Origin of the sequence: Thermus oshimai DSM 12092, assembly GCF_000373145.1 — a bacterium.
Lineage (GTDB): Bacteria > Deinococcota > Deinococci > Deinococcales > Thermaceae > Thermus > Thermus oshimai.
Map to the genome: position 1 here is coordinate 18855 of NZ_KB890602.1, position 25778 is coordinate 44632.

General features: G+C 68.7%; 33 protein-coding genes. 24 read left to right on the forward strand and 9 right to left on the reverse strand.

The genetic code is table 11. The features are described 5' to 3' along the window. From B043_RS0100185 to purF, 20 genes are all read left to right on the forward strand, one after another. Positions 1-768, forward strand: coding sequence for an SPOR domain-containing protein (locus B043_RS0100185; protein WP_018460493.1), 768 nt, complete (start codon positions 1-3; stop codon positions 766-768). After that, the gene (locus B043_RS0100190) at positions 765-1400 is read left to right on the forward strand and encodes a redox-sensing transcriptional repressor Rex (RefSeq protein WP_018460494.1); all 636 of its coding nucleotides are present in this window, start codon (positions 765-767) and stop codon (positions 1398-1400) included. Before B043_RS0100185 ends, B043_RS0100190 begins: the two co-directional genes overlap by 4 nt. 11 nt (positions 1401-1411) lie before the next feature. Further along, a complete protein-coding gene (locus B043_RS0100195; protein ID WP_018460495.1) occupies positions 1412-1927 on the forward strand; it encodes a hypothetical protein in 516 nt (171 codons plus the stop codon). 109 nt (positions 1928-2036) lie between these two features. After that, on the forward strand, positions 2037-2987 hold the full coding sequence (locus B043_RS0100200) for a polyprenyl synthetase family protein (protein WP_211207608.1): 951 nt from the start codon (positions 2037-2039) through the stop codon (positions 2985-2987). Between the two features lie 31 nt (positions 2988-3018). Further along, positions 3019-3630 carry an RdgB/HAM1 family non-canonical purine NTP pyrophosphatase gene (gene rdgB / locus B043_RS0100205; RefSeq protein WP_016328588.1) on the forward strand — a complete coding sequence of 204 codons (612 nt, stop codon included), beginning with the start codon at positions 3019-3021 and terminating at the stop codon, positions 3628-3630. After that, positions 3627-4667 carry a hypothetical protein gene (locus tag B043_RS0100210; protein ID WP_016328589.1) on the forward strand — a complete coding sequence of 347 codons (1041 nt, stop codon included), beginning with the start codon at positions 3627-3629 and terminating at the stop codon, positions 4665-4667. Before rdgB ends, B043_RS0100210 begins: the two co-directional genes overlap by 4 nt. A 52-nt stretch (positions 4668-4719) precedes the next feature. Further along, complete coding sequence (locus B043_RS0100215; RefSeq protein ID WP_016328590.1) at positions 4720-5916, forward strand: sugar ABC transporter substrate-binding protein; 1197 nt, start codon at positions 4720-4722, stop codon at positions 5914-5916. A gap of 59 nt (positions 5917-5975) precedes the next feature. Then, positions 5976-7304, forward strand: a complete 1329-nt coding sequence (locus B043_RS0100220) for an ABC transporter permease subunit (protein ID WP_018460497.1) — start codon at positions 5976-5978, stop codon at positions 7302-7304. Then, positions 7304-8617, forward strand: coding sequence for a sugar ABC transporter permease (locus B043_RS0100225; protein ID WP_018460498.1), 1314 nt, complete (start codon positions 7304-7306; stop codon positions 8615-8617). Before B043_RS0100220 ends, B043_RS0100225 begins: the two co-directional genes overlap by 1 nt. Beyond that, positions 8614-10332: an alpha-amylase family glycosyl hydrolase gene (locus B043_RS0100230; RefSeq protein WP_018460499.1), complete on the forward strand. Its 1719-nt coding sequence runs from the start codon at positions 8614-8616 to the stop codon at positions 10330-10332. The genes B043_RS0100225 and B043_RS0100230 overlap by 4 nt, the downstream gene beginning before the upstream one ends. Positions 10333-10336: 4 nt before the next feature. Continuing rightward, positions 10337-10528: a hypothetical protein gene (locus B043_RS0100235; RefSeq protein ID WP_018460500.1), complete on the forward strand. Its 192-nt coding sequence runs from the start codon at positions 10337-10339 to the stop codon at positions 10526-10528. A 13-nt stretch (positions 10529-10541) separates the two neighbouring features. Further along, entirely contained in the window at positions 10542-11852 is a 1311-nt protein-coding gene (gene purB, locus B043_RS0100240) for an adenylosuccinate lyase (RefSeq protein ID WP_018460501.1), read from the forward strand. 33 nt (positions 11853-11885) lie between these two features. Next, positions 11886-12032 carry a DUF433 domain-containing protein gene (locus B043_RS12535; RefSeq protein WP_018460502.1) on the forward strand — a complete coding sequence of 49 codons (147 nt, stop codon included), beginning with the start codon at positions 11886-11888 and terminating at the stop codon, positions 12030-12032. Positions 12033-12046: 14 nt separating this feature from the next. Further along, positions 12047-12328, forward strand: coding sequence for a DUF5615 family PIN-like protein (locus B043_RS12875; RefSeq protein ID WP_245538866.1), 282 nt, complete (start codon positions 12047-12049; stop codon positions 12326-12328). A gap of 35 nt (positions 12329-12363) precedes the next feature. After that, positions 12364-13053 (forward strand): phosphoribosylaminoimidazolesuccinocarboxamide synthase, encoded by a 690-nt coding sequence (purC, locus tag B043_RS0100255; protein ID WP_016328597.1) that lies wholly within the window; start codon positions 12364-12366, stop codon positions 13051-13053. 2 nt (positions 13054-13055) lie between these two features. Then, positions 13056-13304, forward strand: a complete 249-nt coding sequence (gene purS, locus B043_RS0100260; protein WP_016328598.1) for a phosphoribosylformylglycinamidine synthase subunit PurS — start codon at positions 13056-13058, stop codon at positions 13302-13304. Continuing rightward, the gene (gene purQ, locus B043_RS0100265) at positions 13301-13978 is read left to right on the forward strand and encodes a phosphoribosylformylglycinamidine synthase subunit PurQ (RefSeq protein ID WP_016328599.1); all 678 of its coding nucleotides are present in this window, start codon (positions 13301-13303) and stop codon (positions 13976-13978) included. Before purS ends, purQ begins: the two co-directional genes overlap by 4 nt. After that, on the forward strand, positions 13975-14688 hold the full coding sequence (locus B043_RS0100270) for an HAD family hydrolase (protein WP_016328600.1): 714 nt from the start codon (positions 13975-13977) through the stop codon (positions 14686-14688). Before purQ ends, B043_RS0100270 begins: the two co-directional genes overlap by 4 nt. Continuing rightward, positions 14688-16865, forward strand: a complete 2178-nt coding sequence (purL, locus tag B043_RS0100275) for a phosphoribosylformylglycinamidine synthase subunit PurL (RefSeq protein ID WP_018460505.1) — start codon at positions 14688-14690, stop codon at positions 16863-16865. The genes B043_RS0100270 and purL overlap by 1 nt, the downstream gene beginning before the upstream one ends. Then, on the forward strand, positions 16858-18249 hold the full coding sequence (gene purF / locus B043_RS0100280; protein WP_016328602.1) for an amidophosphoribosyltransferase: 1392 nt from the start codon (positions 16858-16860) through the stop codon (positions 18247-18249). Before purL ends, purF begins: the two co-directional genes overlap by 8 nt. Here the strand turns inward: purF and B043_RS0100285 are convergent. Further along, entirely contained in the window at positions 18246-18512 is a 267-nt protein-coding gene (locus B043_RS0100285) for a hypothetical protein (RefSeq protein ID WP_018460506.1), read from the reverse strand. The two genes, purF and B043_RS0100285, sit on opposite strands and share 4 nt — an antisense overlap. Before the next feature lie 45 nt (positions 18513-18557). Here B043_RS0100285 and glyA point away from each other — a divergent pair, with 45 nt between their 5' ends. Then, positions 18558-19781 (forward strand): serine hydroxymethyltransferase, encoded by a 1224-nt coding sequence (gene glyA / locus B043_RS0100290; protein ID WP_018460507.1) that lies wholly within the window; start codon positions 18558-18560, stop codon positions 19779-19781. Here glyA and B043_RS0100295 read toward each other — a convergent pair. Together B043_RS0100295 and B043_RS0100300 are read right to left on the reverse strand one after the other, a co-directional pair. After that, positions 19778-20182, reverse strand: coding sequence for a PIN domain-containing protein (locus tag B043_RS0100295; RefSeq protein WP_018460508.1), 405 nt, complete (start codon positions 20180-20182; stop codon positions 19778-19780). The two genes, glyA and B043_RS0100295, sit on opposite strands and share 4 nt — an antisense overlap. Next, entirely contained in the window at positions 20179-20427 is a 249-nt protein-coding gene (locus B043_RS0100300; protein WP_018460509.1) for an AbrB/MazE/SpoVT family DNA-binding domain-containing protein, read from the reverse strand. Before B043_RS0100300 ends, B043_RS0100295 begins: the two co-directional genes overlap by 4 nt. Before the next feature lie 73 nt (positions 20428-20500). Here B043_RS0100300 and B043_RS0100305 point away from each other — a divergent pair, with 73 nt between their 5' ends. After that, the gene (locus B043_RS0100305; protein WP_018460510.1) at positions 20501-22069 is read left to right on the forward strand and encodes a DNA repair protein RecN; all 1569 of its coding nucleotides are present in this window, start codon (positions 20501-20503) and stop codon (positions 22067-22069) included. Further along, complete coding sequence (locus B043_RS0100310) at positions 22066-22917, forward strand: hydroxymethylglutaryl-CoA lyase (protein WP_018460511.1); 852 nt, start codon at positions 22066-22068, stop codon at positions 22915-22917. The genes B043_RS0100305 and B043_RS0100310 overlap by 4 nt, the downstream gene beginning before the upstream one ends. On the opposite strand, the gene B043_RS0100315 is transcribed toward B043_RS0100310, so the two are convergent. Both B043_RS0100315 and B043_RS0100320 read right to left on the reverse strand, forming a co-directional pair. Next, the gene (locus B043_RS0100315; RefSeq protein ID WP_018460512.1) at positions 22914-23303 is read right to left on the reverse strand and encodes a DUF3197 domain-containing protein; all 390 of its coding nucleotides are present in this window, start codon (positions 23301-23303) and stop codon (positions 22914-22916) included. The two genes, B043_RS0100310 and B043_RS0100315, sit on opposite strands and share 4 nt — an antisense overlap. Before the next feature lie 4 nt (positions 23304-23307). Beyond that, on the reverse strand, positions 23308-23805 hold the full coding sequence (locus B043_RS0100320) for a DinB family protein (RefSeq protein ID WP_016328610.1): 498 nt from the start codon (positions 23803-23805) through the stop codon (positions 23308-23310). A gap of 18 nt (positions 23806-23823) precedes the next feature. Between B043_RS0100320 and B043_RS0100325 the strand changes: the two genes are divergently transcribed. Beyond that, positions 23824-24453, forward strand: a complete 630-nt coding sequence (locus B043_RS0100325) for a YkgJ family cysteine cluster protein (RefSeq protein ID WP_016328611.1) — start codon at positions 23824-23826, stop codon at positions 24451-24453. Here B043_RS0100325 and B043_RS0100330 read toward each other — a convergent pair. The 4 genes from B043_RS0100330 to B043_RS0100345 are packed head-to-tail and all read right to left on the reverse strand — an operon-like array spanning position 24450 to position 25765. Further along, positions 24450-24716 (reverse strand): DUF3467 domain-containing protein, encoded by a 267-nt coding sequence (locus B043_RS0100330; RefSeq protein ID WP_016328612.1) that lies wholly within the window; start codon positions 24714-24716, stop codon positions 24450-24452. The genes B043_RS0100325 and B043_RS0100330 overlap by 4 nt on opposite strands. Continuing rightward, positions 24713-25057 carry a roadblock/LC7 domain-containing protein gene (locus tag B043_RS0100335; RefSeq protein WP_016328613.1) on the reverse strand — a complete coding sequence of 115 codons (345 nt, stop codon included), beginning with the start codon at positions 25055-25057 and terminating at the stop codon, positions 24713-24715. The genes B043_RS0100330 and B043_RS0100335 overlap by 4 nt, the downstream gene beginning before the upstream one ends. 10 nt (positions 25058-25067) lie before the next feature. After that, the gene (locus tag B043_RS0100340; protein WP_016328614.1) at positions 25068-25397 is read right to left on the reverse strand and encodes a roadblock/LC7 domain-containing protein; all 330 of its coding nucleotides are present in this window, start codon (positions 25395-25397) and stop codon (positions 25068-25070) included. Beyond that, a complete protein-coding gene (locus B043_RS0100345) occupies positions 25385-25765 on the reverse strand; it encodes a roadblock/LC7 domain-containing protein (RefSeq protein WP_016328615.1) in 381 nt (126 codons plus the stop codon). The genes B043_RS0100340 and B043_RS0100345 overlap by 13 nt, the downstream gene beginning before the upstream one ends. Positions 25766-25778 lie beyond the last annotated feature (13 nt).

Consider the following 25778-nt stretch of genomic DNA (forward strand, 5'->3'; position numbering starts at 1 on the left):
ATGCGCTGGCTTAGGGAGAACTGGCTGGATTTCCTCATCTTCCTCCTCATCGCTTTGGTGGCCGCGGGGGTGGTGCTCTACCTCACGGGGGTCAATCCCTTCGCCCGTCCCAGGCCGGAGGGGGTGGCCCCCCCGCCTGCGCCCAGCGTTCCCGCGGCCCCCGCCCCCTCCGGGCCAGCCTCCCCCGAACCCCCTCCTAACGCCCCAGCCCCGGAACCCGTGGTGACGGTCCTCCCCCTGCCCCAAGCCCCCAGGGAGGCTCCCACGCCTCCAGAACCCCAGAAGCCCACCCACGGGGCCCCACGGCCCGCCCCGCCCCAGGCCTCCCCCACGGGGGCCTACCGGGTGGTGGTGGGTGCCTTTGCCGACCCCAAGAACGCCACCCGGCTGGCCCAGGAGCTCTCCGCCCAGGGGTACCCCGTGCGCCTCGAGGCCGCCGGCGCCCTCACCCGCGTGGCGGTGGGCCCTTACGCCTCGGAGGCGGAGGCGGCCCGCGTGGCCCAAGCCCTCCAGGCCTACGGGGCCCGGGTCTACCGGGGCCAGGGCCCCCTGCCCCCCCAAGGGGGGTCTTACCTCCAGGTGGGGGCCTTCCAGAAGGAGGAAAACGCCCTGGCCCTGGCGGAGAAGCTGAAAGGGGAGGGCTTTCCCGTAACCCTGGTCCGGGACGGCCTTTACCGGGTGCGGGTAGGCCCCGTGGCTGAGGGGGAGAAGGAAGGCTACCTCAACCGGCTTAGGGCTTTGGGCCTGGAACCCGTGGAGGTGCGATGAAGGTTCCCAGCGCCGCCATCAGCCGACTGGTCACCTACCTGCGGATCCTAGAGGAGCTGGAAGCCAAGGGCATCCACCGCACGAGCTCTGAGCAGCTGGCGGAGGAGGCCCAGGTCACCGCCTTCCAGGTGCGCAAGGACCTCTCCTACTTTGGCTCCTACGGCACCCGGGGGGTGGGGTACACCGTCCCCGTCCTGAAGCGGGAACTCCGCCACATCCTGGGCCTGAACCGGAAGTGGGGCCTCTGCATCGTGGGCATGGGCCGCCTGGGGAGCGCCCTGGCGGACTACCCGGGCTTTGGGGAAAGCTTTGAGCTCCGGGGCTTCTTTGATGTGGACCCGGAGAAGATCGGCCGGTCCGTGCGGGGGGGGGTCATAGAGCCCTTGGACCTCCTGCCCCAACGGGTGCCGGGGCGCATAGAGATCGCCCTCCTCACCGTGCCCCGGGAGGCGGCCCAGGAGGCCGCGGACCTCCTGGTGCGGGCAGGGATCAAGGGCATTTTGAACTTCGCCCCGGTTATCCTGGAGGTGCCCAAGGAGGTGGTGGTGGAGAATGTGGACTTCCTCGCTGGACTTACCCGGCTCAGCTTCTTTATACTTAACCCTAAGTGGCGCGAGGAGATGATGGAGTGAGGAGGTGGCGGATGTATAGAGCAGGGCTTTTCCTATTGGCGCTGGCCTTGGCGGCCTGCGGGCAGCTTTCTATCTTTTTTAACCCCGAGCCCTACCGGGTGCGCCTCGAGCCCACCCAGTTGGGGTACGAGGTGGACGACGAAGGCAATATTATCGTGGTTCAAAACAGCGCGGTTGTTGAGGTGGCTCCTGGGGCACCGGAAGGGGTTTTGGAGCGGTACGAATACGTGGTGGTGGACGATAGCGGCCAGGAAGTCTTCCCCGGTGCCTCCTTGGGAAGCGGCGTGGTGGGGATTCCCTTCCCTCCGGGCCGCGAGGAGGTGAACGGGCAGATTCGGTACGCCTGGGGTCGTTCGCAACCGTTTACCTTCTCCTTAGACGGCGCTGTGGCGGCTGAGCACCTGAGCCAGGGCGCTCCGCTGAACTGGCGCGTCCAGGTTACTTGGTACGCTCGGCTTACCGACGGCAAGGAGATTTCTTGGGAACAGACTTATCAGATTAAGTTCCCCTTGACTGGGGGCGATTAGCAATCCAACCAAAACTTCTGTGTGGAAACCCAAGGTGAAGGGGCCCCGGGGTGGGGCCCTGGTGTTTTGGGTAAAGGGCCTGGGGCTGGCGGGCCTTATACTGGGCCAGGTGGGGACGAATCTGCCCGAGCTAAACCCCTTCCTCCTTCGCTTTGAGGAGGCCTTGGGCCAGCTGGTCCGGTCCGAGGTCCTCTTCATCCGCCTCATCCACCAGGACCTGGTCACCGCCGGGGGAAAGCGCATCCGGCCGCGGCTGGCCTTCCTGGCCTCCCGGGCCTTGGGGGGCGCTCCTTTTGAGCTGGAGCTGGCGTTGGCGGTGGAGCTCCTCCACTCCGCCACCCTCCTCCACGACGACCTCATAGACGAGGCCGAGCTCCGCCGGGGCAAGGAGGCCGCCTACCGGCGGTACGGGAACGCGGTTTCCGTGCTCTCCGGGGACTTCCTCCTTTCCCGCCTCCTCCACGTCATCGCCAAGACGGGGAGCCTCGAGCTCGTGGAGATGTTCGCCGAGACCGCCCGGGTGCTTTCCGAGGGGGAGGTCCTGCAGTTCCAGGTGGCGGCCCTGGAGGACTACAGCCTGGAGAACTACGAGCGCATCATCACCGCCAAGACCGCGGTCCTCATGGCCCTGGCCACGGAAGGGGCGGCGGTCCTCAAGGGGGTGAACGGGGCGGTGCGGGAGGCCCTAAAGCGCTTCGGCCTCCTCTACGGGCAGGCCTTCCAGATGCGGGACGACTACCTGGACCTCATGGGAAGCCCTGAGGTCCTGGGCAAGCCCGTGGGGGGGGACGTTAGGGAGGGGAAGGCCACCCTCATCACCCTCCTCCTCATGGAGGAGGCCCCCTGGGTGCGGGAGGTGCTGAAGCGCCGGGCCTCGGAGCCGGGGGACCTGGAGAGGCTTAGGGCCCTGGCCCGGGAAAGCGGGGTGGCGGAGGAGGTGGAGCGGCGGATCCGCCTCCGGGCCGAGGCCGCGCAACAGGCCCTAGACCCCCTGCCCGACTCCCCCTACAAGGAGGCCCTGAAGGGGCTGGCGCAGGCGGAAGGGGAGCGCTTGGCCTAGGCTTACCCTGGAAGGTGTATGCTAAGGGCGCATGCGCGTGGTCTTGGCCACCTCTAACCCCGGCAAGGTGCGGGAGCTCCAGGCGGGGCTCGCCCCCTTGGGCTGGACCCTCCTTTCCCTGGCGGACTTCCCCTTGCGCATGCCCAAGGAGGAGGGGGCCACCTTCCTGGACAACGCCCTCCTCAAGGCGGCCTATGTGGCCAAGGCCACGGGCCTTCCCGCCTTGGCGGACGACTCCGGCCTGGTGGTGCCGGCCCTCGGAGGGGAGCCTGGGGTCTACAGCGCCCGCTACGGGGGCAAGGCCACGGACCAAGAGCGGAACGTCTACCTCCTGGAGAGGATGCGCGGCCTTAAAGGGGAGGCGCGGCGGGCCTACTTCGTGGCCGTCTTGGTCCTGGCCTACCCCGATGGGCATGCGGAGAGCTACGAGGGGCGGGTGGAGGGGGTGATCCTCGAGGCCCCCCGGGGGGAGGGGGGCTTCGGCTACGACCCCCTGTTCTACGTGCCCGAGGCGGGCAAGACCTTCGCGGAGATGACCCTGGAGGAGAAGGCCCGCTACTCCCACCGGGGCCGGGCCCTGGAGGCCCTCCTCAAGGCCCATGAGCACGGCCCCCCGCCCCGGGAGATCTCCAAGCTGGAATGAGGCTCCTTTCCCCCCACATCGCCCTCTACCGCCTCTACGACCTGGCGGACGAAATCGACCTCTCCCGCCTCTCCGTGCCCCGGTTAAGGCTTTCCCGGGCGCGGCTCGGGGCGGTGCGGTTCCAGAACCCTCCGGCGGAGCTGGAGCTTGGGGTGCGGATGGTGGAGGGGCTTTCCGGCCTCCTCACCGCCCGGCTCTACGAGTTTGGGGTGGCCTCCCTCTCCTTCCGCGTCCACCTGGGAGAGGCCTTGGACTGGCCGGACTTTTTAGAAAAGGCCCTGGACCTGCCCAACCTGCCCTTCTGGGACGGGTTTTTCCTGGCCGAGCTCGCCGCCCTCGAGCCCTACCTGCAAGGGGCCCTCCTCCGCCCCGAGGAGAAGCGGCTTTCCGAGGAGTTCGTGGTCTACCACGCCCTGGGCTTCCAGGGCCACCCGGCCCACGAGCCCCCGGTGGACCTCACCCCCCTTTGGATGGGGGCGGCGGAGGCCTTCGCCCCCGAGGTGCGCCGGGAGATGGAGCGCTACCGCTACAGCTACTCCACGGAGGACCTGGCCCTTTTGGGCTTTGACCGGGTGCTCATCCTGGACTCCGAGGGCATCTGGGACGTGGCCGACCTGGTGGAGTTCGTCCACGCCCAGCTTTTGGAGCTCTCCTACTACGACCGCATCCTCGCGGAGGCCCTGGAAACCGTCCCCCAGGTCCTCCGCCACCGCGGGCTTTTGGGCTACGGCCGCCTCCAGCGCCTCCGCCGCCGCCTCATGGCCCAGCACGCGGAGATCGCCGACGTGAAGGCCCGCATGGAGGGGGCCCTTCGCATCACCGAGGACCTCTTCTACGCCAAGATCTACCGGGCCGCCTTGGAGCTTTACGGGGCCTACGAGCTGGAAAAGAGCGTGGAGGAGAAGCTTAGGGTCCTGGAGGCCACCTACGAGATGGTCACGGAGGAGGTGATCCACCTGCGGAGCCAGGCGGTGGAGGTGGGCATCCTGGCCTTGATCGCCTTTGAGGTGGCCCGGGCCCTCTTGCACGGCCTATAGACCGGATATAGAATCTCTGCGGAAGCGCTACCAGCGCTCGAGGAGGTGCGGTATGAAAAAGTGGCTCACCGCGACGCTCTTGGGTCTGGGTCTGGCCCTGGCCCAGGGCAAGGTTACGGTCTGGACCCACTTCGGGGGCCCGGAGCTGGAGTGGCTCAAGGCCCAGGCCAAGGCCTACGAGAAGACCTCCGGGGTCCGGGTGGAGGTGGTGGAGGTCCCCTTCGGGGACATCAAGCAGAAGTTCATCCTGGGGGCGCCCCAGGGCCAGGCCGCGGACCTCATCGTCTCCATCCCCCACGACTGGCTGGGGGAGATGGCCCAGGCCGGGGTGCTGGAGCCCATGGACAAGTACGTGACCCAGGCCTACCTCGCCGACCTCCAGGGGGTGGCCATCGAGGCCTTCACCTTCGGGGGGAAGCTCTTCGGCCTCCCCGCCTTCGCGGAGAGCGTGGCCCTCATCTACAACAAGAAGTACGTGAAGGAGCCCCCCAAGACCTGGGACGAGTTCCTTAGGCTCGCCCAAAGCCTCACCAAGGGCAACACCTTCGGCTTCCTCTACAACATCGGCGACCCCTACTTCAACTTTGGCTTCTTCAAGGCCTTTGGGGCGGAGAACGTGTTCGCCAAGGACGCCAAGGGCAACCTGGACCCCTCCAAGCTCCTCCTGGGCGGCGAGGTAGGGGAGAAGGCCCTCCAGTTCATCAAGGATCTCCGCTACCGGTACAACCTGGTGCCCGAGGGGGTGGACTACGGGGTGGCGGATGGGGCCTTCAAGGACGGGGCCCTGGCCATGATCATCAACGGCCCCTGGGCCCTTGGGGACTACAAGAAGGCCAAGATTGACTTCGGCATCGCCCCCTTCCCCACGCCCCCTGGGGCCAAGGCCCCTTGGGGCCCCTTCCTGGGCGTCCAGGGGGTGGTGGTGAACGCCTACTCCAAGAACAAGACCGCCGCGGTGAACTTCGCCAAGACCCTGGTCACCGGCAAGAACCTGGTGTCCTTCAACCAGGCGGGCGGGCGGATCCCCGTGTCCAAGAGCGCGGTGAAGACCCTGGAGAAGGACCCCGTGGTGGCGGGCTTCGCCCAAGTCTTCCCCTTGGGCACCCCCATGCCCAACATCCCCGAGATGGGCAAGGTCTGGGGCCCCTGGGGGAACGCCATCAACCTCGCCATCCAGAAGCCCGACTCCAACGTGAAGAAGATCGTGGAGGACATGGTGGCCGAGATCAAGAAGGCCATCGGGCGCTAAGGGCAATGAAGGCCCTCCAGGGGACATCCTTCGCCCCTGGGGGGCTTTATGTTTAGGTCATGCGACACCCACCCGGTTTAAAAGGCTTCCTCCTCGCCCTGGGGCTCGTCCTCCTCCTCCTTTTCCTGAGCACTGGGGTGGGGCTTCTCGGGTACTTCCTCCTCTCCGCCTACCTGCCCGTGCCCGGCTGGGCGGTCCTCCTGCTCGGCCTTCTGGTCCTGGTGCCGGGGGCCCTCCTCCTAGCCCGGCTTTTCCCCTGGCTTACGGACTGGTACTACCTCCTCCCCGCCTTAAGCTTCCTCCTGGTCTTCACCCTTTACCCCATCGGCCTCACGGTCTACCTGGCCTTCACCGACTACTCGGGGGCCAAAAACGGCTTCCCCGACCGCTCCACGGAGGTGGCGGTGCTGGAGGCCCAAGGGGCCACCCTGCGCCTGGAGGTGCCCCTGGAGGAGGCCTTCCGCTGTAGCCCCTGCGCGGGGCTATGGGTGGAGGGGGAGCGGGAGGGGCGCCGCTTCCGGGCCAGGGTCCTCGAGGCCCGGGGGGAGGAGGTGGTCCTGGACCGCACCCCGCCCTTCCCCCCCGCCTACCTCTACCGGATCAACACCTTCGGCTTTGTGGGCTTCCAGAACTTCGCCCGCATCCTGGCCCAGGCCAACCAGGCCCTGTGGCCGGTGTTCCTGTGGAACGTGGCCTTCGCCGGCCTCACGGTGCTCCTTAACGCCTTCTTCGGCCTCATCCTGGGCCTCATCCTGAACAACAAGGCCCTGAAGTTCCGGAACCTCTACCGGACCCTTCTCGTGGTCTCCTGGGCCCTTCCGGGGGTGATCACCGTCCAGGTCTGGGTGGCCCTTTTGAACTACAACTTCGGGGCCATCAACCGCCTGCTCGGGGTCTTGGGGGTCTACCCCATCCCCTGGCTCAACGACCCCGACTGGGCCAAGGTGGCCGTGCTCCTGGTGAACCTCTGGCTCGGCTTCCCCTACATGATGACCGCCACCCTAGGGGCCCTTTCCACCATTCCCGACGAGCTCTACGAAGCGGCCCGGGTGGACGGGGCCACCCCCTGGCAGGCCCTTTGGGGGATCACCCTGCCCCTTTTGGAAAAGCCCATGATGCCCATCCTCCTCTCCTCCTTTGCCTTTAACTTCAACAACTTCTACATCATCTACCTCCTCACCGGGGGCGGGCCCGCAGAGGAGGGGCGCCTGGCCACCGCCCAGGCCACGGACATCCTCATCTCCTGGGCCTACAAGACCGCCTTCAGCGCCGAGGGGCAGTCGGCCTACGGGCTGGGGGCGGCCATCAGCATCCTCATCTTCTTCCTCACCGTGGCCATCAGCCTGGTGAACTTCCGCCTCACGGGGGCCTTGAGGGAGGTGCGCTGATGCGGAGGCTCTTTTACGCCCTTTTCGCCCTCTTGGGCCTGTATGGGCTTTACTGGTACGCGGCGAACCGCCTGTTTGACGAGGGCTCCTACCAGAGGCGGGTGGCCTTCGGGAGCGTCTTCGTGCCCTACGGCTGGGCCTACGCCCTTTTGGGCTACCTGGGGCTTGCCCTCCTCGTCCTCCTCTATAGCCTCCTCTACACCGCCTTCCTCCGCCAGAAGGGGAGGCGGTTGAGCCCCTGGCCCCTCTTCCTCCAGGGCCTGACCCACCTCTTCCTCTGGACCGTGGTCCTTTTGGCCTACTACCCCGTGGTCCAGGTGGTGGCGGCGAGCTTTGACCCCACCAACAACCTCTTCAGCTTCCGCCGCCCCGAGACGGGCTTCCTCCTCCTGGACGCCAAGGTCATCCCCTACCTCCCGAACCCCTCCCTGGAAAACTACGCCCGGCTGGTGGAAGGGGTGGTGCTCTACCCCTACCAGCTCCTCCTTCTCCTGGTGGCGGGGCTTAGCCTTCTTGGGGTGGGGGCTCTGGCCCTCCTCCGCCGGATGGTGGGGGATGGGGAAGGGCTCGAGCGCGGGCAGGGGCGGCTTCTCCTCCTCCTCGCCCTTTCCGTGTTTGCCCTGGCCCTTTCCCTTTCCCCGGGGCAGTTTACGGGTCAGGGCACGGAGACCAAGTTCCTCCTCTGGGTGCGGAACACCTTCCTCATCTCGGGGATGACCGGGCTCCTCGCCGTCCTCCTCACGGCCACCGCGGGGTACGCCTTCGCCCGCTTCCGCTTCCCTGGCCGCTACCCCCTCCTCCTCTTCTTCATCTTCGTGCAGATGTTCCCCGGGTTTTTGGCCCTGGTGGCCATCTACTACCTCCTTTCCCGCCTGGACCTCCTGAACACCTTCACCGGGCTGGTCCTGGCCTACTCGGGAGGGATCATCAGCTTCGGGACCTGGGTGTACAAGGGGTACCTGGAGAGCATCAGCCCGAGCCTCGAGGAGGCGGCCATGGTGGACGGGGCCACCAAGTGGCAGGTCTTCACCAAAATCCTCCTCCCCCTTTCCGCCCCCATGTTCGTCTTCATCTTCCTCCTGCAGTTCGTGGGCACCTACTCGGAGTTCGTCCTGGCCAACCTGGTCCTCACGGGGGTGGAGAGCTGGAACGTGGGGGTGGGCCTGAGGAGCTTCACCACCGGCCAGTTCCAGACCAAGTGGGGGGTCTTCGCCGCGGCGAGCGTCTTAGGCTCCCTCCCCATCCTCTTTCTCTTCTACGGCTTCCAGCAGTACTTCGTGTCCGGCTACACCGCGGGGGCGGTGAAGGAATGAGGCACGACCTGGAGCACCTGGACCCCCCGTTCCCTGGGCTTGGGGAGGAGGTGGAGTTCCGCCTGGAAACCCGCGCCCGGGAGGGCCTTTTCCTCTACCAAAGGGACGGGGAGGTGCACGCCAAGCCCATGAGCCCCTTCCCCGGGGGGCTTCGGGTGCGGGTCCGGGTGGGGGAGAGCCCCTTTCGCTACCTCTTCCGCCTCCCGGAGGGGTTTTTCGGAAGCCACGGCCTGGAAAAGACCCTGCCCCGCTATGACCGCTTCTTCCACCTCCTGGCCGGTCCCCCCTTGCCCCCTTCCTGGGCCTTGGGGGCCGTGTTCTACCAGATCTTCCCCGACCGCTTCCGGCAGGGGCGGCCTGGGCTCGCCCCAAAGGACGGGGCCTGGACCCTCGGGGGAAGGCCCATCCGCAGGAAGGCCTGGCACGAGCCTCCGGGGCCGGAAGGGGCCTTGGAGTTCTACGGGGGGGACCTCTTCGGGGTGGTGGAGGCCCTTCCCTACCTGAAGGCCCTGGGGGTGGAGGTCCTCTACCTCACCCCCATCTTCCAAAGCCCCTCCAGCCACCGCTACGACACCGAGGACTACCTGCGGGTGGACCCCCACCTGGGGGGCGAGGAGGCCCTGAGGGCCCTGTACGAGGCCTTGGAGGCGGGGGGCATGCGGCTCGTGCTGGACGGGGTCTTCAACCACGTGGGGGCCACCCACCCCTGGTTCCGCCGCGCCCTGGAGGAGCCGGAAAGCCCCGAGCGGGGGATGTTCACCTTTTACCCCGATGGGAGCTACGCCAGCTTTTGGGGGGTAAAGAGCATGCCCAAGCTGGACTACGCCTCCCCGCTCACCCAGGAGCGCTTCGTCTACGCCCCCAAGGCCCCCATCCGCCACTGGATGCGCCTCTGCCACGGCTGGCGGCTGGACGTGGCCCATTCCATCGGGGAGGGGGGGACGGACCGGGAAAACCCCCGCTGGCTTAGGGCCCTGGCCCTGGCGGCCAAGGAGGCCCGGGAGGACGCCTTGGTGTTTGGGGAGCTCTCCTACGACACCATCCCCACCTTGAGGGCCCACACCCTGGACGGGGCCATGCACTACGCGGGCTTCGCCCACCCGGTCATGGCCTGGCTTTCGGGCCGGGACCACGAGGGAAGGCCGGTGGACCTGGACGCGGAGGGGCTTTGGGGGGTGCTCTTCGACCACTACGCCGCCCTTCCCCTAGGGCTCCGCCAGAGCATGTACACCCTCCTCTCCTCCCACGACATCCCCCGGGCCCTGTGGCGGCTTAAGGGGGACAAGGACCGCCTCCGGCTGGCCTACGCCCTCCTCTTCGCCTTCCCGGGAAGCCCGGCCATCTACTACGGGGACGAGGTGGGCCTCTCCCAGCCGAACCCCTACGGGGAGTGGCGGGGGGACCCCTACTGCCGCGCCCCCTTCCCCTGGGACGAGTCCCTTTGGGATAAGGGCCTTCTCGCCTTCATCCAAAGGCTCGTGGCCCTGAAGAAGGGCCTCCTCCCTTTGCGGCAAGGAAGCCTCCTTCCCCTCAAGGCCCCTAAAGGGGTGCTGGCCTTCAGGCGGCGCCATGGGAAAGAGGAGGTCTGGGCCTTTTTCGCCCCGGAAGGGGCTAGGCTTCGGCTTCCTAGGGGGGAGGACCTCCTCACGGGGGAGGTCCTGGAGGGGGAGGTGGAGCGCAGTTTCCTCCTCTTCCGGCCCGCCCCGGTATCCTGAAGGCATGGGCATCCGGAGGCTCTGGCGGGCCCTGGTCCTTTGGGGACGCGTCTTGGGCGGGGTGCGGGCCTTTTGGCGGAGGTTACCCCCCGGGCGGCGGGCTGAGCTTCTCGCCTTCCTCCTAAGCCTCCTCCCCTTTAGGCCCCTCCGCTGGCTGGGGGCCCTCCTGGGGCTCTTGGCCGCCCTCAGAAGGTGATACCCTAAGGGCCATGATCGCCCGCTACCAGACGGAGGAGATGCGGGCCCTCTGGTCGGAGGCCAGCCGCTACCGGACCTGGGCCCGGGTGGAGGCCTACGCCCTCGAGGCCTGGGAGGCCCTGGGGGAGGTGCCCAAGGGCACCGCGGCCAGCCTCCTCAAGGCCCTAGAGGAAAAGCCCCTGGACGAGCGCTTCGCCCTGCGGGTGGCGGAGCTTGAGGAGGTCACCCGGCACGACCTGGTGGCCTTCACCCGGGCCCTGGTGGAGTGGACGGGGGACGAGGAGGTGGCCCGCTACCTCCACCTCGGCCTCACCAGCTCGGACATCGTGGACACCGCCCAGAACTTCCTCCTGAAGGAGGCCCTGGGCCTGGTCCTGGAGGAGCTTAAGGGGGTGGAGGAGGCCCTAAAAGCCCTCGCCCTCCGCTACAAGAAGACCCCGGCCATCGGCCGCACCCACGGGGTGCACGCGGAGCCCACCAGCTTCGGCCTCCGCTTCCTCTCCTTCTTTTCCGCCTTCCTCCGGGACGAGGAAAGGCTGAAGAGGGCGCGGGAGGGGATTGGGGTGGCCATGCTCTCGGGCTCCGTGGGCAACTACGCCCACGTGCCCCCCGAGGTGGAGGCCCACGTGGCCCGGCGGCTGGGCCTCGTCCCGGAGCCCATCTCCACCCAGGTGGTCCCCCGGGACCGGCACGCGGAGGTCCTCGCCGCCTTGGCCCTCCTCGGGGGGAACCTGGAGCGGGTGGCGGTGGAGCTCCGCCACCTCCAGCGCACGGAGGTCCTCGAGGCCCAAGAGCCCTTCCGCGAGGGGCAGACGGGAAGCTCCTCCATGCCCCACAAGAAGAACCCCGTGGGCCTGGAAAACCTCACCGGGATGGCCCGCCTCCTTAGGGGCTACCTGGGGCCGGCCCTGGAGAACATCGCCCTCTGGCACGAGCGGGACATCGCCCACTCCTCCGTGGAGCGGGTGGTCCTCCCGGACGCCACCACCCTGGCCCACTACGCCCTGAGGCGGCTTAAGGGGATCCTGGATGGCCTGGTGGTCTTTGAGGACCGCATCCGGGCCAACCTGGACCTCACCCGGGGCCTGGTCTACTCCCAAAGGGTCCTCAACGCCCTCATCGCCCACGGGCTTCCCCGGGACCGGGCCTACGCCCTGGTGCAGCGGAACGCCCTTAAGAGCTGGGAGGAGGGGGTTTCTTTCCGGGAGCTACTGGAAAGGGACCCGGAAAACCCCCTGAAGGGGGAGGCCTTGGCCGCCCTCTTTGACCCCGGCTACTACCTCCGCCACGTGGACGCCATCTACGCCCGGTTTGGGCTTTAAGATGGGGGTATACCCCAGTTCCCGCGCATCGCCGTGGCCGCCCTTCTCCGGCGCCTGGCCCATGGGGAGCGCCCGGAAGACCTTCTCCGGGATTATCCCCAGCTCACCCTCGAGGACATCCAGGAGGCTTTGGCCTACGCCGCTTGGCGTTTGGAGGAGGAAGCGCACGCCCTTGCATGAGGCTTTTGGTGGCCATGAACCTCTCCCCTAGGTGGCGGGAGGCCCTTTGGTGGGGGGAAGTGGGCCCGCCCGATGAGGTGCTTTTCGCCTGGGCGCGCGAATCGGGCTACATTATCCTTACCGCCGATCTAGACTTTTCCCGCCTTCTTGCCTTGACCGGAAGCAAAGGGCCCAGCGTGATCCTCCTTCGGCGGAGCCCCCGGAGGCCCTGGAGCCGGTTCTGGAGATTTGGCCAGGCCTTGGAGGAAGGGGCCATCGGACGGCACCCGCCTCCTTCCCCTTTAGGGGCGGGGTAGAATGGCCTAAAGGGCTTTCGCGCCCGGGGGCAGGCATGGAGAAGCTATACGAGGGCAAGGCAAAGATCCTCTACCCGGAAGGGGAGCACCTCCGCGTCTACTTCAAGGACGAGGCCACGGCCTTCAACGCCCAGAAAAGGGGGGTCATCCCGGGCAAGGGGGTGGTGAACAACAAGGTCTCCGCGGCCCTTTTCCGCCTCCTCATGGCCCAGGGCATCCCCACCCATTTCCTGGAGGAGCTTTCCGACCGGGAGATGCGGGTGAAGCGGGTGGAGATCATCCCCCTCGAGGTCATCGTCCGCTACCGGGCGGCGGGCAGCTTCGCCCGGCGCTACGGCCTGGAGGAGGGCATGCCCCTTAGGGCCCCTTTGGTGGAGTTCTCCCTCAAGAACGACGCCTTAGGGGACCCCTTGATCTGCAAGGAGGCGGTGCTCGCCCTGGGGCTCGCCACGGAAGAGGAGGTGGAAACCCTCACCCGCCTGGCCCTAAGGACGGGGGAGGTCCTAAGGGCCTTCTTCCTGGAGCGGGGGCTTGAGCTTGTGGACTTCAAGCTGGAGTTCGGCCGCCACGGGGGGGAGATCCTCCTCGCGGACGAGATCAGCCCGGACACCATGCGGCTTTGGGACCTGAAGACCGGCGAGCCCATGGACAAGGACCGTTTCCGCAAGGACCTGGGGGGTGTGGAGGAGGCCTACCAAGAGGTCCTGAGGCGGGTGTTGGGGTGAAGATGCGCTACCAGGCGACCATTCTCATAGAGCTCAAAGAGGGCATCCTGGACCCCCAGGGCCGGGCGGTGGAGGGGGTCCTAAAGGGCCTAGGCCACGAGGTGGAGGCGGTGCGGGTGGGGAAGGTCTTGGAGGTGGTCTTCCCCGCAAGCGGCGAGGCGGAGGCCCGGGAAAAGGCCCAGGCCATGGCCCGCCTCCTGGCGAACCCCGTGATGGAAACCTGGACCCTGGAGGCCTTGAAACCCCTATGAGGTGGGCCATCGTCCGCTTCCCCGGCTCCAACTGCGACGAGGACGCCCGCTTTGCCTTTGAGCGGGCGGGGATGGAGGCGGAGTTCGTCTGGCACACGGAGCGGGAGCTAAAGGGCTTTGACGGGGTCTTCCTCCCCGGGGGGTTCAGCTACGGGGACTACCTCCGTGCGGGGGCCCTGGCCGCCAAGAGCCCCATCATGGAGGAGGTCCGGCGGTTCGCCCGGGAGGGGCGGTACGTGATCGGGGTGTGCAACGGCTTCCAGGTCCTCACGGAGGCCGGGCTTCTCCCCGGGGCCCTCCTCGCCAACCTCAACCTCCACTTCACCTGCAAGTGGGTGGGGGTGCGGGTGGAGCGGAACGACCTCCCCTTCACCCGGCGGTACGAGAAGGGCCAGGTCCTGAGGCTGCCCATCGCCCACGCGGAGGGGCGGTACTACGCGGACCCCGAGACCTTGAGCCGCTTGGAGGGGGAGGGCCTCATCCTCTTCCGCTACGCCCCCTTAAAGGGGGAGGAGGACTATAATCCCAACGGGAGCCTTCTGGACATCGCGGGCATCGTGAACGAAGGGGGGAATGTTCTGGGGATGATGCCCCACCCCGAGCGGGCGGTGGACGAGGTCCTGGGGGGGACGGACGGCCTGCCCCTTTTCCTGGGCCTGAAGGAGGGAAGATGAAACCCAAAGCCATCACCTTTGATTTCTGGGGCACCCTCTTCACCGAGGGGCCGGCGTTTTTGGAAAAGGTCATGCCCGCGCGGTACGAGATCCTCCTGGACGCCCTTTCCGAGGCCGGGCACCCCGCGGAGGAGGGGGAGGTGCGGGAGGCCTACCGGCAGGCGGCCCTGGCCTTTGAGGAGGCCTGGCGGGCGGGGGAGCACCTGTCCACCTACGACCGGGTGGCCCGCATCTTCGCCCTGCTGGGGGCCCCCCACGACCCCGGCCTCATCGCCCTCACCGCGAGGAGGCTGGAGGAAAGCTCCCTCCTCGTGGACCTCACCCCCTTGCCGGGGGTTTCCGCCCTGAAGGAGCTCGCCAAGAGGTACCCGCTCGCCCTCGTCTCCGACACCGGCGTGACCCCGGGAAGGCTCCTCCGGGAGCACCTGAAAAGGCAGGGCCTGGACCTCTTCCAGGCCTATAGCTTCTCCGACGAGACCGGGTACGTGAAGCCCCGCCCGGAGGCCTTCCGGGTGGCCCTCGAGGCCCTGGGGGTGGCCCCGGAGGAGGCCCTCCACGTGGGGGACCTGCCCCACACGGACATCAAGGGGGCCTTCGGCGCGGGCTACCCCTGGGCGGTCCAGTACGTGGGCCTGAAGGAGGTGAACGGGGAGGTGAAGCCCACGGCCAAGGTGAAGGACCACCGCGAGCTCCTCCCCCTCCTCACGTGATGGAGACCCTGGCCCGCGAGCTCGGCATCCCCGAGGGGGAGTACCGGGAGATCCTGAGGCGCTTGGGCCGCGCCCCGAACCGGGTGGAGCTCCACCTCTTCAAGGTCATGTGGAGCGAGCACTGCGCCTACAAGAACTCCCGCCCCCTCCTCAAGGAGCTCCCCAAGGAGGGGGAGGCGGTCCTCCAGGGCCCGGGGGAGAACGCGGGGGTGGTGCGCATCGGGGAGGGGTGGGCGGTGGCCTTCAAGATCGAGAGCCACAACCACCCCTCCGCGGTGGAGCCCTTCCAGGGGGCGGCCACAGGGGTAGGGGGGATCATCCGGGACGTGATGAGCATGGGGGCCCGGCCCATCGCCCTCCTGGACTCCCTGCGCTTTGGCCCTCCTCTGGAGGCCAAGGGCCGCTACCTCCTCAAGGGGGTGGTCTCGGGCATCGCCTTCTACGGGAACGCCATCGGGGTGCCCACGGTGGGGGGGGACCTCTACTTCCACGAGGGCTACCGGGAAAACCCCCTGGTGAACGCCATGTGCATCGGCCTCCTGCGGGAGGACAAGCTCAAGCGGAGCCGGGCCTCCTTGGGCCGGCCGGTCTACTACGCCGGGGCCAAGACGGGGCGGGACGGGATCGGCGGCGCGGCCTTCGCCAGCGAGGAGCTCTCGGAGGACAAGGAGAAGGACCGGCCCGCGGTCCAGGTGGGGGACCCCTTCCTGGGGAAGCTCCTCCTGGAGGCCACCCTCGAGGCCATCGAGGCCGATCTGGTGGAGGGCGTGCAGGACATGGGGGCGGCGGGGCTTACCAGCAGCCTGGCGGAGCTCGCCCACAAGTCCGGCCTCGGGGTGGAGCTCTTCCTGGACCGGGTCCCCACCCGGGAGGAGGGGATGGGGCCCATGGAGCTCCTCCTTTCCGAAAGCCAGGAGCGCATGGTCCTGGTGCCGAAGGAGGGGAAGGAGAAGGCCCTGGAGGAGGTCTTCCGCAAGTGGGGCTTGGACTGCGTGCCCGTGGCCCGCACCATCCCCGAGCCCGTCTTCCGGGTCCTCTTCCGGGGGGAGGTGGTGGCCGAGGTCCCCACGGAGGCCCTGGCCGAGGCCCCCACCTACGTGCGCCTGGCCCAGGAGGACCCGGAGATCCGGAGGAGGCGGGAAACCCCCATCCCCCCCCTTGCGGTGGACCCCAGGGAGGCCCTCCCCAAGCTCCTCGCCTCCCCCAACCTCGCAAGCCGGGAGGCGGTCTACGAGCGCTACGACCACCAGGTGGGCACCCGCACCGCCCTCTCCCCGGGCCAGGGGGACGCGGCCGTGCTCTGGATCAAGGGCACCCACCTGGCCATCGCCGCCAAGGTGGACCAGAACCCCCGCTACAGCCTCCTGGACCCCTACCTGGGGGCGGTCCACGCCCTGGCCGAGGCCAGCCGCAACGTGTCCGTGGTGGGGGCGAGGCCGCTTGCCTACACCGACGGGCTCAACCTGGGAAGCCCCGAGACTCCGGAGGGCTACCACGAGCTCCGGGAGACGGTGCGGGGGCTGAAGGAGGCGAGCCTGGCCCTGGGGCTTCCCGTGGTCTCGGGGAACGTCTCCCTCTACAACGAGTCGGGGGGGCGGCGCATCCTCCCCACGGCCATGGTGGGGGTGGTGGGGGTTTTGGACGTGCGCCGGAGGGCGGGGATGGGCTTTAGGAGGCCCGGGGAGGTGGTCCTCCTCATCGGGGAGGAAAGGGGGCACCTGGGGGCCAGCGAGGCCCTTTGGGTCCTCCTGGGCCTCGAGGTGGGAAGCCCCCCGCCCATAGACCTCGCCCGGGAGAAGGCGGTGCAGGAGGCCATCCGCACCCTGGTGGCGGAAGGGGTCACGGACACCGCCCACGACGTGGCGGAGGGGGGTCTTTTGGTGGCCCTGGCGGAGATGACCTTCCCCTACGGGATCGGGGCCACGGTGGAGGTACGGGAGCGGGGCCCGGAGGCCCTCTTCGGGGAGGCCCCAAGCCGGGTCCTCTTCACCGTGCCCAAAGAAAAGCTCCCCGAGGCCACGGCCCGCCTCGAGGCCTGGGGCCTCCCCTACCGGGTCCTGGGGGAGACGGGGGGGAGGACGCTCACGGTCCTGACCCCCGAAGGGGTGCTAGAGTGGGGGGTGGACGAGCTCTTGGCGGCCTGGAAGAGGCCCCTACGGGAGGTGCTGGATGGATAAGCCCCAGGAGGAGTGCGGGGTTTTAGGGCTTTGGAGCGGGGAGCCGCTGGATGCGGCCGGGCTTTTGCACCTGGGCCTCCTCGCCCTCCAGCACCGGGGGCAGGAGGCCGCGGGGATCGCGGTTTCCGACGGGCGGGAGTTTGCGGTGGAGAAGGACCTCGGCCTGGTGAACCAGGTCTTCACGGAAGAGCGCCTCTCGCGGCTCCGCCTTCCCGGGGCCCGCTTGGGCCTCGCCCACGCCCGCTACTCCACCACGGGCTCCAACCTGCGCTTCAACGCCCAACCCCTCACCGCCCGCACCGCCCACGGGGTGCTGGCCATCGCCCATAACGGGAACTTTGTGAACGCCAAGCCCCTCAGGGACCGCCTTCTCAAGGAGGGGGCCACCTTCCAGAGCACCACGGACACCGAGGTCATGCTCCTCCTCCTGGCCCGCATGGGCCACCTCCCCCTGCCGGAGGCGGTGGCGGAGGCCATGCGCCTTCTGGAAGGGGGGTACTCCATCCTCCTCATGGACCGCACCACGGTGGTGGCCTTCCGCGACCCCCACGGGGTGCGCCCGCTTTCCATTGGGAAGGCCCCCTGGGGCTACGCCTTCGCCTCCGAGCCCCCGGCCCTCGCCCTCATGGGGGCGGAGTACGTAAGGGACGTCCGCCCCGGGGAGGTGGTCTGGGTGGAGGAGGGGGAGCTCAAAAGCCTCCAGGCCCTTCCCCCAAGCCCCACCCCTTGCGCCTTTGAGTGGATCTACTTCGCCCGGCCCGACAGCCTCCTGGACGGGGTGGAGGCCTACGCCGCTAGGGTCAGGATGGGGGAGGAGCTCTTCCTCGAGGCCCCCGCGGAGGCCGACCTCGTGGTGCCCGTGCCGGATTCCGGCATCGGGGCCGCGGTGGGCTACGCCCGGGCCTCGGGCCTGCCCCTGGAGTTCGGCCTCTACAAGAACCCCTACGCGGGCCGCACCTTCATCCAGCCCACCCAGGAGCTCCGCGACCTGAAGACCAGGCTCAAGCTTTCCCCCACGGGGGCCGTGCGGGGCAAGCGGGTGGTCCTCATCGACGACTCCATCGTGCGGGGCACCACCAGCAAAAGGATCGTGCGCATGCTCAAGGAGGCGGGGGCGCTGGAGGTCCACTTCCGGGTGAGCAGCCCCCCCATCCGCTTCCCCTGCTACTACGGCATCGACACCGCGGCCCGCAAGGAGCTCATCGCCGCGGAGAAGAGCGTGGAGGAGATCCGGGCCTACATCGAGGCGGACTCCTTGGCCTTCCTCTCGGAGGAGGGGGTCTTGAGGGCCATCGGCCGGCCCGTCTGCCTGGCCTGCTTCAACGGCCGCTACCCCGCCGGGGTCCCTCTGGAAGGGGAGAAGCTCGCCCTGGAAACCCTCTAGCCCCGCCTCCGCGCCAGGAACACCCCAAGCCCAAGCCCCCCCAAAAAGCCCAGGAGGAGGAAGGCAAAGGCGAAGGCCCCCGTGGAGGCCAGGTGCCAGCCGAAGAACCAGTAGCTGCACACCGCGTACCGCTCCACCTGCACCCGGACCAGCTCGGGGAGGTCGCGGCTGGTGGTGAAGTTGATCAGAATAATGGTGAAGAGAAGGACGAGCGCGGTGAGGGCAATACCCCATTTGAACCAGGTGAGGGCGTTCCCTTTCATGCCCTAAGCTTACCGGATGCCCCTCCGCTTCGGTATAATCCCCCTATGCTCGGGACCAGGGTGCGGGACGAGGAGATCTTCCGGCTCATCGCCCTCGAGGAGAAGCGCCAGCGGGAGGGGCTGGAGCTCATCGCCAGCGAGAACTTCGTTTCCAAGGAGGTGCGGGAAGCGGTGGGGAGCGTCCTCACCAACAAGTACGCCGAGGGCTACCCCGGGGCCCGCTACTACGGGGGGTGCGAGGTCATCGACCAGGTGGAGAGCCTGGCCATAGCGCGGGCCAAGGCCCTCTTCGGCGCGGCCTGGGCCAACGTCCAGCCCCACTCCGGTTCCCAGGCCAACATGGCCGTCTACATGGCCCTCATGGAGCCGGGGGACACCCTTATGGGCATGGACCTGGCCTCAGGGGGCCACCTCACCCACGGGGCCAGGGTGAACTTCTCCGGAAGGCTTTACAAGGTGGTCTCCTACGGGGTGGACCCCGAGACGGAGCGCATTGACCTCGAGGCGGTGCGCCGGCTCGCCCTGGAGCACCGGCCCAAGGTCATCGTGGCCGGGGCCAGCGCCTACCCCCGCTTCTGGGACTTTGAGGCCTTCCGCAAGATCGCGGACGAGGTGGGGGCCTACCTGGTGGTGGACATGGCCCACTTCGCGGGGCTGGTGGCCGCAGGGCTCCACCCGAACCCCGTGCCCCACGCCCACGTGGTGACCAGCACCACCCACAAGACCCTGAGGGGCCCGAGGGGCGGGCTCATCGTGGGGAACGACCCTGAACTGGGGAAAAAGATAGACAAGCTCATCTTCCCCGGCATCCAGGGCGGCCCCCTGGAGCACGTGATCGCGGGGAAGGCCGTGGCCTTCTTTGAGGCCCTCCAGCCCGAGTTCAAGGAGTATAGCCGCCTGGTGGTGGAAAACGCCAAGCGCCTCGCCCAGGAGCTTGCCGAGCGGGGCTACCGCATCGTCACCGGGGGTACGGACAACCACCTCATGCTGGTGGACCTCCGCCCCAAGGGCCTCACGGGCAAGGAGGCGGAGGAGAGGCTGGACGCGGTGGGCATCACCGTGAACAAGAACGCCATCCCCTTTGACCCCAAGCCCCCTAAGGTGACCTCCGGCATCCGCATCGGCACCCCCGCCATCACCACCCGGGGCTTCACCCCCGAGGAGATGCCCAAGGTGGCCGAGCTCATTGACCGCGCCCTCACCGAGGGGCCCTCCGAGGCCTTAAGGGAGGAGGTGCGGCGGCTTGCCCTGGAGCACCCCATGCCCTAGGGCCGCACCGTGCGGATGAAGGCCGCCGGGGTGAGGACCCTTAGGGGCAGGTCCTCCCGGCCCATGAGGGGACCAAAGTGGCGCAGGTCCCCGGTAAGGAGGTGGGTGGCCCGCGCCGCCACCGCCGCCGCCAGTACAGGAAGGTCCTTTTCCGGGAGTAGGTCCATCATCCAGGGCAGGGGCCTGGCTTCGGGTACCTGTTCTATGGGCTCTAGGAGCGCTTCCCAACGCTGGAGGGCCGAGGGGGCTTTCTGCTCTAGGTTTCGGTGGGCTTCCAGGAGGCAAAATCCGCTGGTGCAGAGCTTGAACCGGCCCCGCTTCCCAGCCTCCCATAGGGTGGAGAACACCGGCCCTCCTAGGGCCATGGAGAAGAGGACGTGGGCGTCCAGAAAAACCTTCACTCCAGGCCCCAGGCCCGTCGGAACTCTGCAAGCTCCTCTGGGCTAACCTCCGCGGCTTTCTGGAACTCCTCTAGACGCTCCTCGGTATAGACCTCGTAGCTGAGGAGAAGGGCAGGTTCCAGGACGATTTTGCCCCCCTCCACCCGCAAGAGGAGGGCATCCCCAGCCTTGAGGCCAAGCTTCTCCCGCACTTCCTTGGGGAGGGTGATCTGGCCCCTTCGGGAGAGGATGAGGGGGGTGGGCATACTTTCAGGATAGCAGAAAATCCGTAGGATCGCTGCGCATTCCGGGTCCGGGGGCCTTTAGAATGGGAGGCGGATGCTCCGCCGCCTCGAGGTGCAAAACCTCGCCGTCATACGGGAGGCCGCCTTGGACCTCGCCCCCGGCCTCAACGTCCTCACCGGCGAGACCGGGGCGGGGAAGAGCCTCTTCGTGGACGCCCTGGCCCTCCTCCTTGGGGGAAAGCCCGAAGGGCTCGTAGGGCCTTTCGGGGATAGCCTCCTGGTCACCGCCTTCTTCCAGGGGGAAGGGGAGGAACGGGTCCTCTCCCGCCGGGTGGGGGCCCGCTCCACCCCCCGCATCGACGGGGAGGTGGTGAGCCTCAGGGAGCTGGCCGAGGAGGCCGAGCGCTGGGCCTCCCTCCACGCCCAGCACGCGGCTTTCGCCCTCCTCCGCCCCAAGCGGCAGGAGGAGGCCCTAGACGCCCTCCTGGACCCCGCCCTGAAGGCGGCCTACCGGGAGGCCTACGCCCGCCACCGGGCCCTTCTGGCGGAGAAGGAGGCCCTGGAAAGGGCTTTAAGGCAGAAGGCGGAGCGGGAGGACCTTCTCCGCTTCCAGCTCAAGGAGATCCGGGAGGCCAAGCCCGCCCCCGGGGAGGACGAGGCCCTGGAGGGGGAGGCCCGCCGCCTGCGCCACCTGGAGACCTTAAGGGCCCGGGCCGGGCGGGCCTACGCCCTCCTTACGGAGGAGGGCGGGGCCGACCTCCTGGCTCAGGCGGCGCGGGAGCTCCAGGCCGCGGCCCGGGTGGACGGGGGCCTGGAGCCTCTCCTTCAGGACCTGGAAGGGGCCCTCAGGGCGGTGCGGGCGGTGGCGGTGGAGCTCGAGGCCTACCTGGAGGGCCTGGAGGCGGACCCCGCGCGCCTCGAGGCCCTGGAGGCCCGGCTCGCCCTCCTGGAGCGCCTGAAGCGCAAGTACGGCCCCACCCTGGAGGAGGTCCTGGCCCACGCAGAAAGGCTGGAGGAGGAGCTTAGGGGCCTGGAGGGGGGGGAGGAAAGGCTTAAGGCCCTGGAGGAGGCCCTAGGGGCGGCCTGGGCCGAGGTGCGCTCCAGGGGGGAGGCCCTGGGCCGGGCCCGGCAGGAGGCGGCGAGGCGGCTGGAGGCGGCCATGGGGGAGGAGCTTGCCGTCTTGGGCCTTGCCCAGGCCCGCTTTCTGGTGGAGCTCATCCCCCTCCCCGAGCCCGGGCCTTCGGGCCTGGAGGAGGTGGCCTTCCGCTTCTCCGCCAACCCCCACCTGCCCCCAGGGCCCCTCTCGGGGGCCAGCGGCGGGGAGCTCGCCCGCCTGGCCCTGGCCCTGGCCCTCCTCACGGGGGCCGAGGCCCCCACGGTGGTCCTGGACGAGGTGGACGCGGGGCTTGGGGGGGAGGCCGCCTGGCGGGTGGCCGAGCGCCTGGCCCGCCTGGCCCAACGCCGCCAGGTCTTGGTGGTGACCCACCTGCCCCAGATCGCCGCCAAGGCGGACCGCCACTTCCGGGTGGTGAAGGAGGGGGAGGGGGTGCGGGTGGAGCTTCTGGAGGGGGAGGCCAGGGTGCGGGAGCTCGCCCGCCTCCTCTCCGGCCAGTACACGGAGGCCGCCCTAGCCCACGCCCGCGGCCTTTTGGAGGGAGGATGATCCGCTACGTGGAGTGCCCCCGCGACGCTTGGCAGGGCTTTCGCCGCTTTATCCCCACGGAGGAAAAGGTGGCCTTCCTGAAGGCCCTCCTGGAGGCCGGCTTCCGCCACCTGGACCTCACGAGCTTCGTCTCCCCCAAGTGGGTCCCCCAGATGGCGGACGCGGAGGAGGTCTTGGCCGCCCTCCCCCCTCCCCAGGGCCGGACCTACCTGGCCATCGTGGCCAACGAGAAGGGTCTGGAGCGCGCCCTGAGGGCCAAAAACCTCACCCACGTGGGCTACCCCCTCTCCCTTTCGGAAACCTTCCAGCGGAGGAACACCAACCGGGGCCTGGAGGAGTCCTGGCCCCTGGTGGAGGCCATGGCGAAGGCGGTGGAGGGGCGGCTGGGCCTGGTGGTCTACCTCTCCATGGCCTTCGGCAACCCCTACGGGGACCCCTGGGACGTGGGGATGGTGGTGGAGGCCGTGGCGCGCCTTAGGGCCCTGGGGGTGAGGGAGATCGCCCTGGCGGACACCTACGGGGTGGCGGACGCGGGGCGGATCCGGGAGGTCTTGGGGGCGGTGGTGGAGCGCTTCGGCCCCGAGGGCATCGGGGCCCACCTCCACGCCCGGCGGGAGGAGGCCTGGGAAAAGGCGGAGGCTGCCCTCGAGGCCGGGGTCTTTTGGCTGGAAGGGGCCCTGGCGGGGGTGGGGGGGTGCCCCTTCGCCGGGGACGAGCTGGTGGGGAACCTCCCCACGGAGCTCCTCCTGCCCCACCTGGAGGCGCGGGGCCTTGCCACCGGGGTGGACCTAAGCCGCCTTCCCGCCCTGGCAGGGGAGGCCGCCCGGCTTAGGGCCCTTTACGCCTAGGCCGCCCGGCGGTAGAGGCCGGGGTCTGCGGGGTTGGCCACCGCCTGGACCCGCTTCAGGAGTTCCTCAGGGGGCAGGCTGAGAAGGGCGGTGAGCTCCCCCGGGGCCACCACCGCCTCGTAGAACTTGCGCGCACCCCCCGCCTCCAAAAGCCGGATGGCCTCCGCTAAGGCCTCCTCCCCCCCGGGGAAGGCGGGGCCGAAGGCGTCCGGTATGAGGAGGTCTTTCTTCCCGTGGAGGAGGAGGGCGTAGCGGGCCTTGTCCCTCCGGTCCTGCCAGTCGGTGATGAGGTAGACCTTGGTCTCGGGGAGCTTCAGGCCGCGGAGGGCCTCCTTTAGGGCCTCGAGGGAAAGCCTGGGTGCCGCGCGCAGGCCGATGCGTTCCATGCCCCTATCCTACCCCCAGGAGCTTGCGGGCGTAGATGATCTGGCCCGCGTGGTGCTGGGCGTGCTCCACCAGGTGGTGGAGGACGTGAACCCTCGGGGCCTCCACCCCTTGGCTCCCCACCCGCACGGGGGCAGGAAGGTCCTCCTCCTTGAGCCCCCTTAGGGCCTCCAGAATGGCCCCCCAGGCCTCCTTAAAGCGGGCCGCCACCTCCTCTTTGGGCTCCGCCTCGCCCAAAAGCTCCCACTCCCGCCCCTTCCTCGCCCATTCGGGAAGGGCCAGGGGAAGGGCGTAGGCGGCGAGGCGCAGGGAGCTTCCCGCAATGTGGCGCACCAGGCCGCCGATGGGGTTCACCCCCTCCTTGGGCCGCCACCAGAAGGCCTCCTCGGGAAGGTCGAAGGCCCACTTCCCCAGATGGGCCTCCACCTCCTTAAGCCCCTTGACCCAGGCGGACACCGCCGGGGGCAGCCCCGGCTCCAGGGGTTCTAGAAAGGGCGCGGGCATGCCCTTACTCTACTCCTCGTGGAGGTCTTTGAGCGGGAAGCACGGGCCCTGGACGAGGCCATCCGGGACTTCCTCGCCTGGAAGGGGCTTGGGGTGTCCTGCCGGGCAGGGTGCTTCGCCTGCTGCTACGGCTGGGTGACCGCCTCCCGCCTCGAGGCGGAGGCCCTCCTCCCCCACCTCACCGAGGCCCAGCGGGCGAGGGTGCGGGCGGAAGGGCAGGCGCGGCTTGCCCTCCTCAAGGAGGCCAAGGACGACCCCCGCTTTCCCGAGCGCTTTTTCCTCCTGAAGCGGCCTTGCCCCCTCCTGGAAGGGGGGCTTTGCGGGGTCTACCCCCACCGCCCCCTGGCCTGCCGGGGGGTGCTTACGGACGAGGACCCCGGCTACTGCCAGCCCGGAAACCCCCATCCCGCCCCCAAGGCCCACCACGGCCCCGGCCACTACCTGAAGGTCCCCCACCGCATGGCCCGCATGGCCATGGAGCGGCTTTGGGAGGAGGAGGGGAGGCGGTACGGCTTCGTGCTCCTGGGGGAGCTTTCCGGCCTCCTCTACCTTCTGGAAGAGGGCCTTCTCTCTTCCCGGGAGGAAACGGAAGCCCGCCTAGGGGCCCTTGGGGTCCTAGGCGGGCGGTTCGGGTACCAGATCGTCTAGGCCTGCCCTTCCGCCACGGGTTCGGGGATGGGCCCGAAGGTCTCCTCGTAGCGGGCCACGTTCTCCGCCAGGCTCCTCAGGAGGGCCTTGGCGTGCTGGGGGCTGGTGATCACCCGGCTCACCACGATGGCCCCGCCCTGGGGCTGGAGGAGGGCGAAGTCCAGGATGAACTCGTTCTTGGTGTGGGCGATGAGGGCCAGGTTGGTGTACCGGCCCAGGGCCGTGTCCTTGTCTATGTTGATGTCCAGCTTCATCTCCGTCATAGGGCCTCCTCAATCTTGGGCAGGGCCTTCTTCAGGCCAAGCCGCGCCCGGCCTAGGCTCCTCATCCCGTCCAGGAAGAGGAGCAGGTGGTGGCCGGAAAGGGGCACCAGGAGCAGGGTGCCCTCGGGGTACTCTACCATGACCTCCTCCACCCCCTCCTGGCCCAGGGCCTGGCCCAAGGCCTTGGCCGTACCCAGCACGGTGGCCGCGCGGGCGGAGAGGAGGTCCGCCTCCGGGGCCCCCTCCTCTTTGAACTCCTCCACCACGAACCCGTCCTCCGAGAGGAGGGCCACCGCCAGCACCCCCCGGACGGCCTTGAGCTCCCTTAAGGCTTCCTCCACCCCTAACCTCCTATAGTCCCACTAGGCGCAGGGCGATGCGGGAAAGCTCGTTGCCGATGGCCTTGCGGTCCATGCCCCGCTCGATCACCGCCCCCAGCACGTACCCCCCCACCTTTACCGCCAGGACCTCCTGGTCCTCCGTGGCCAGGGTGAAGCGCCGCACCTCCCCCCCCAGGGCCTCCGCCAGGGGGGTCATGTGGCGCACCAGGGAGGCCAGCTCCGCGGCCAGCACCTCCGCCGCGGGGGCCCCCCGGCCCAGGGCCTCGATGACCAGCCCGTCCAGGCCGGTGAGCACCGCCCGCTTCACGCCCAGGGGGGCCAGGCTTTCTAGGTACGCCATGCCGCCTCCAGGATGCGCTCCGCCGCCCACCCCGTCATGAGCCGGGCCTGGCCCAGGTTGGCCTCGGGGGGGAGGAGGAGGAGCAGGAAGAGGTCCCCCGTGTTCACGTTCGGTCCACCCCTGACCATCCTGGCATAGCCTACCACATGCCCCCCGTGGACCAGGAGCTCCTCCACCCGGGGGCTTCCCAGGCTTTGGGCGTAGGCCCGCCCCGCCTGGCGGAGAAGGGCCGCGTGCTCGGCGATGGCGGCCTCGAGGTCCACCCGCCGCCGCTTCGCCCCCTCCACCAAAAGCCCGTCCAGGGTGCCCAGGGCCGCCGCCCAGGCCCCCTCCACCCGGTCCAGCAGGGTTTGGAGAACCTCTTCCATCGTTTTTCTGGGG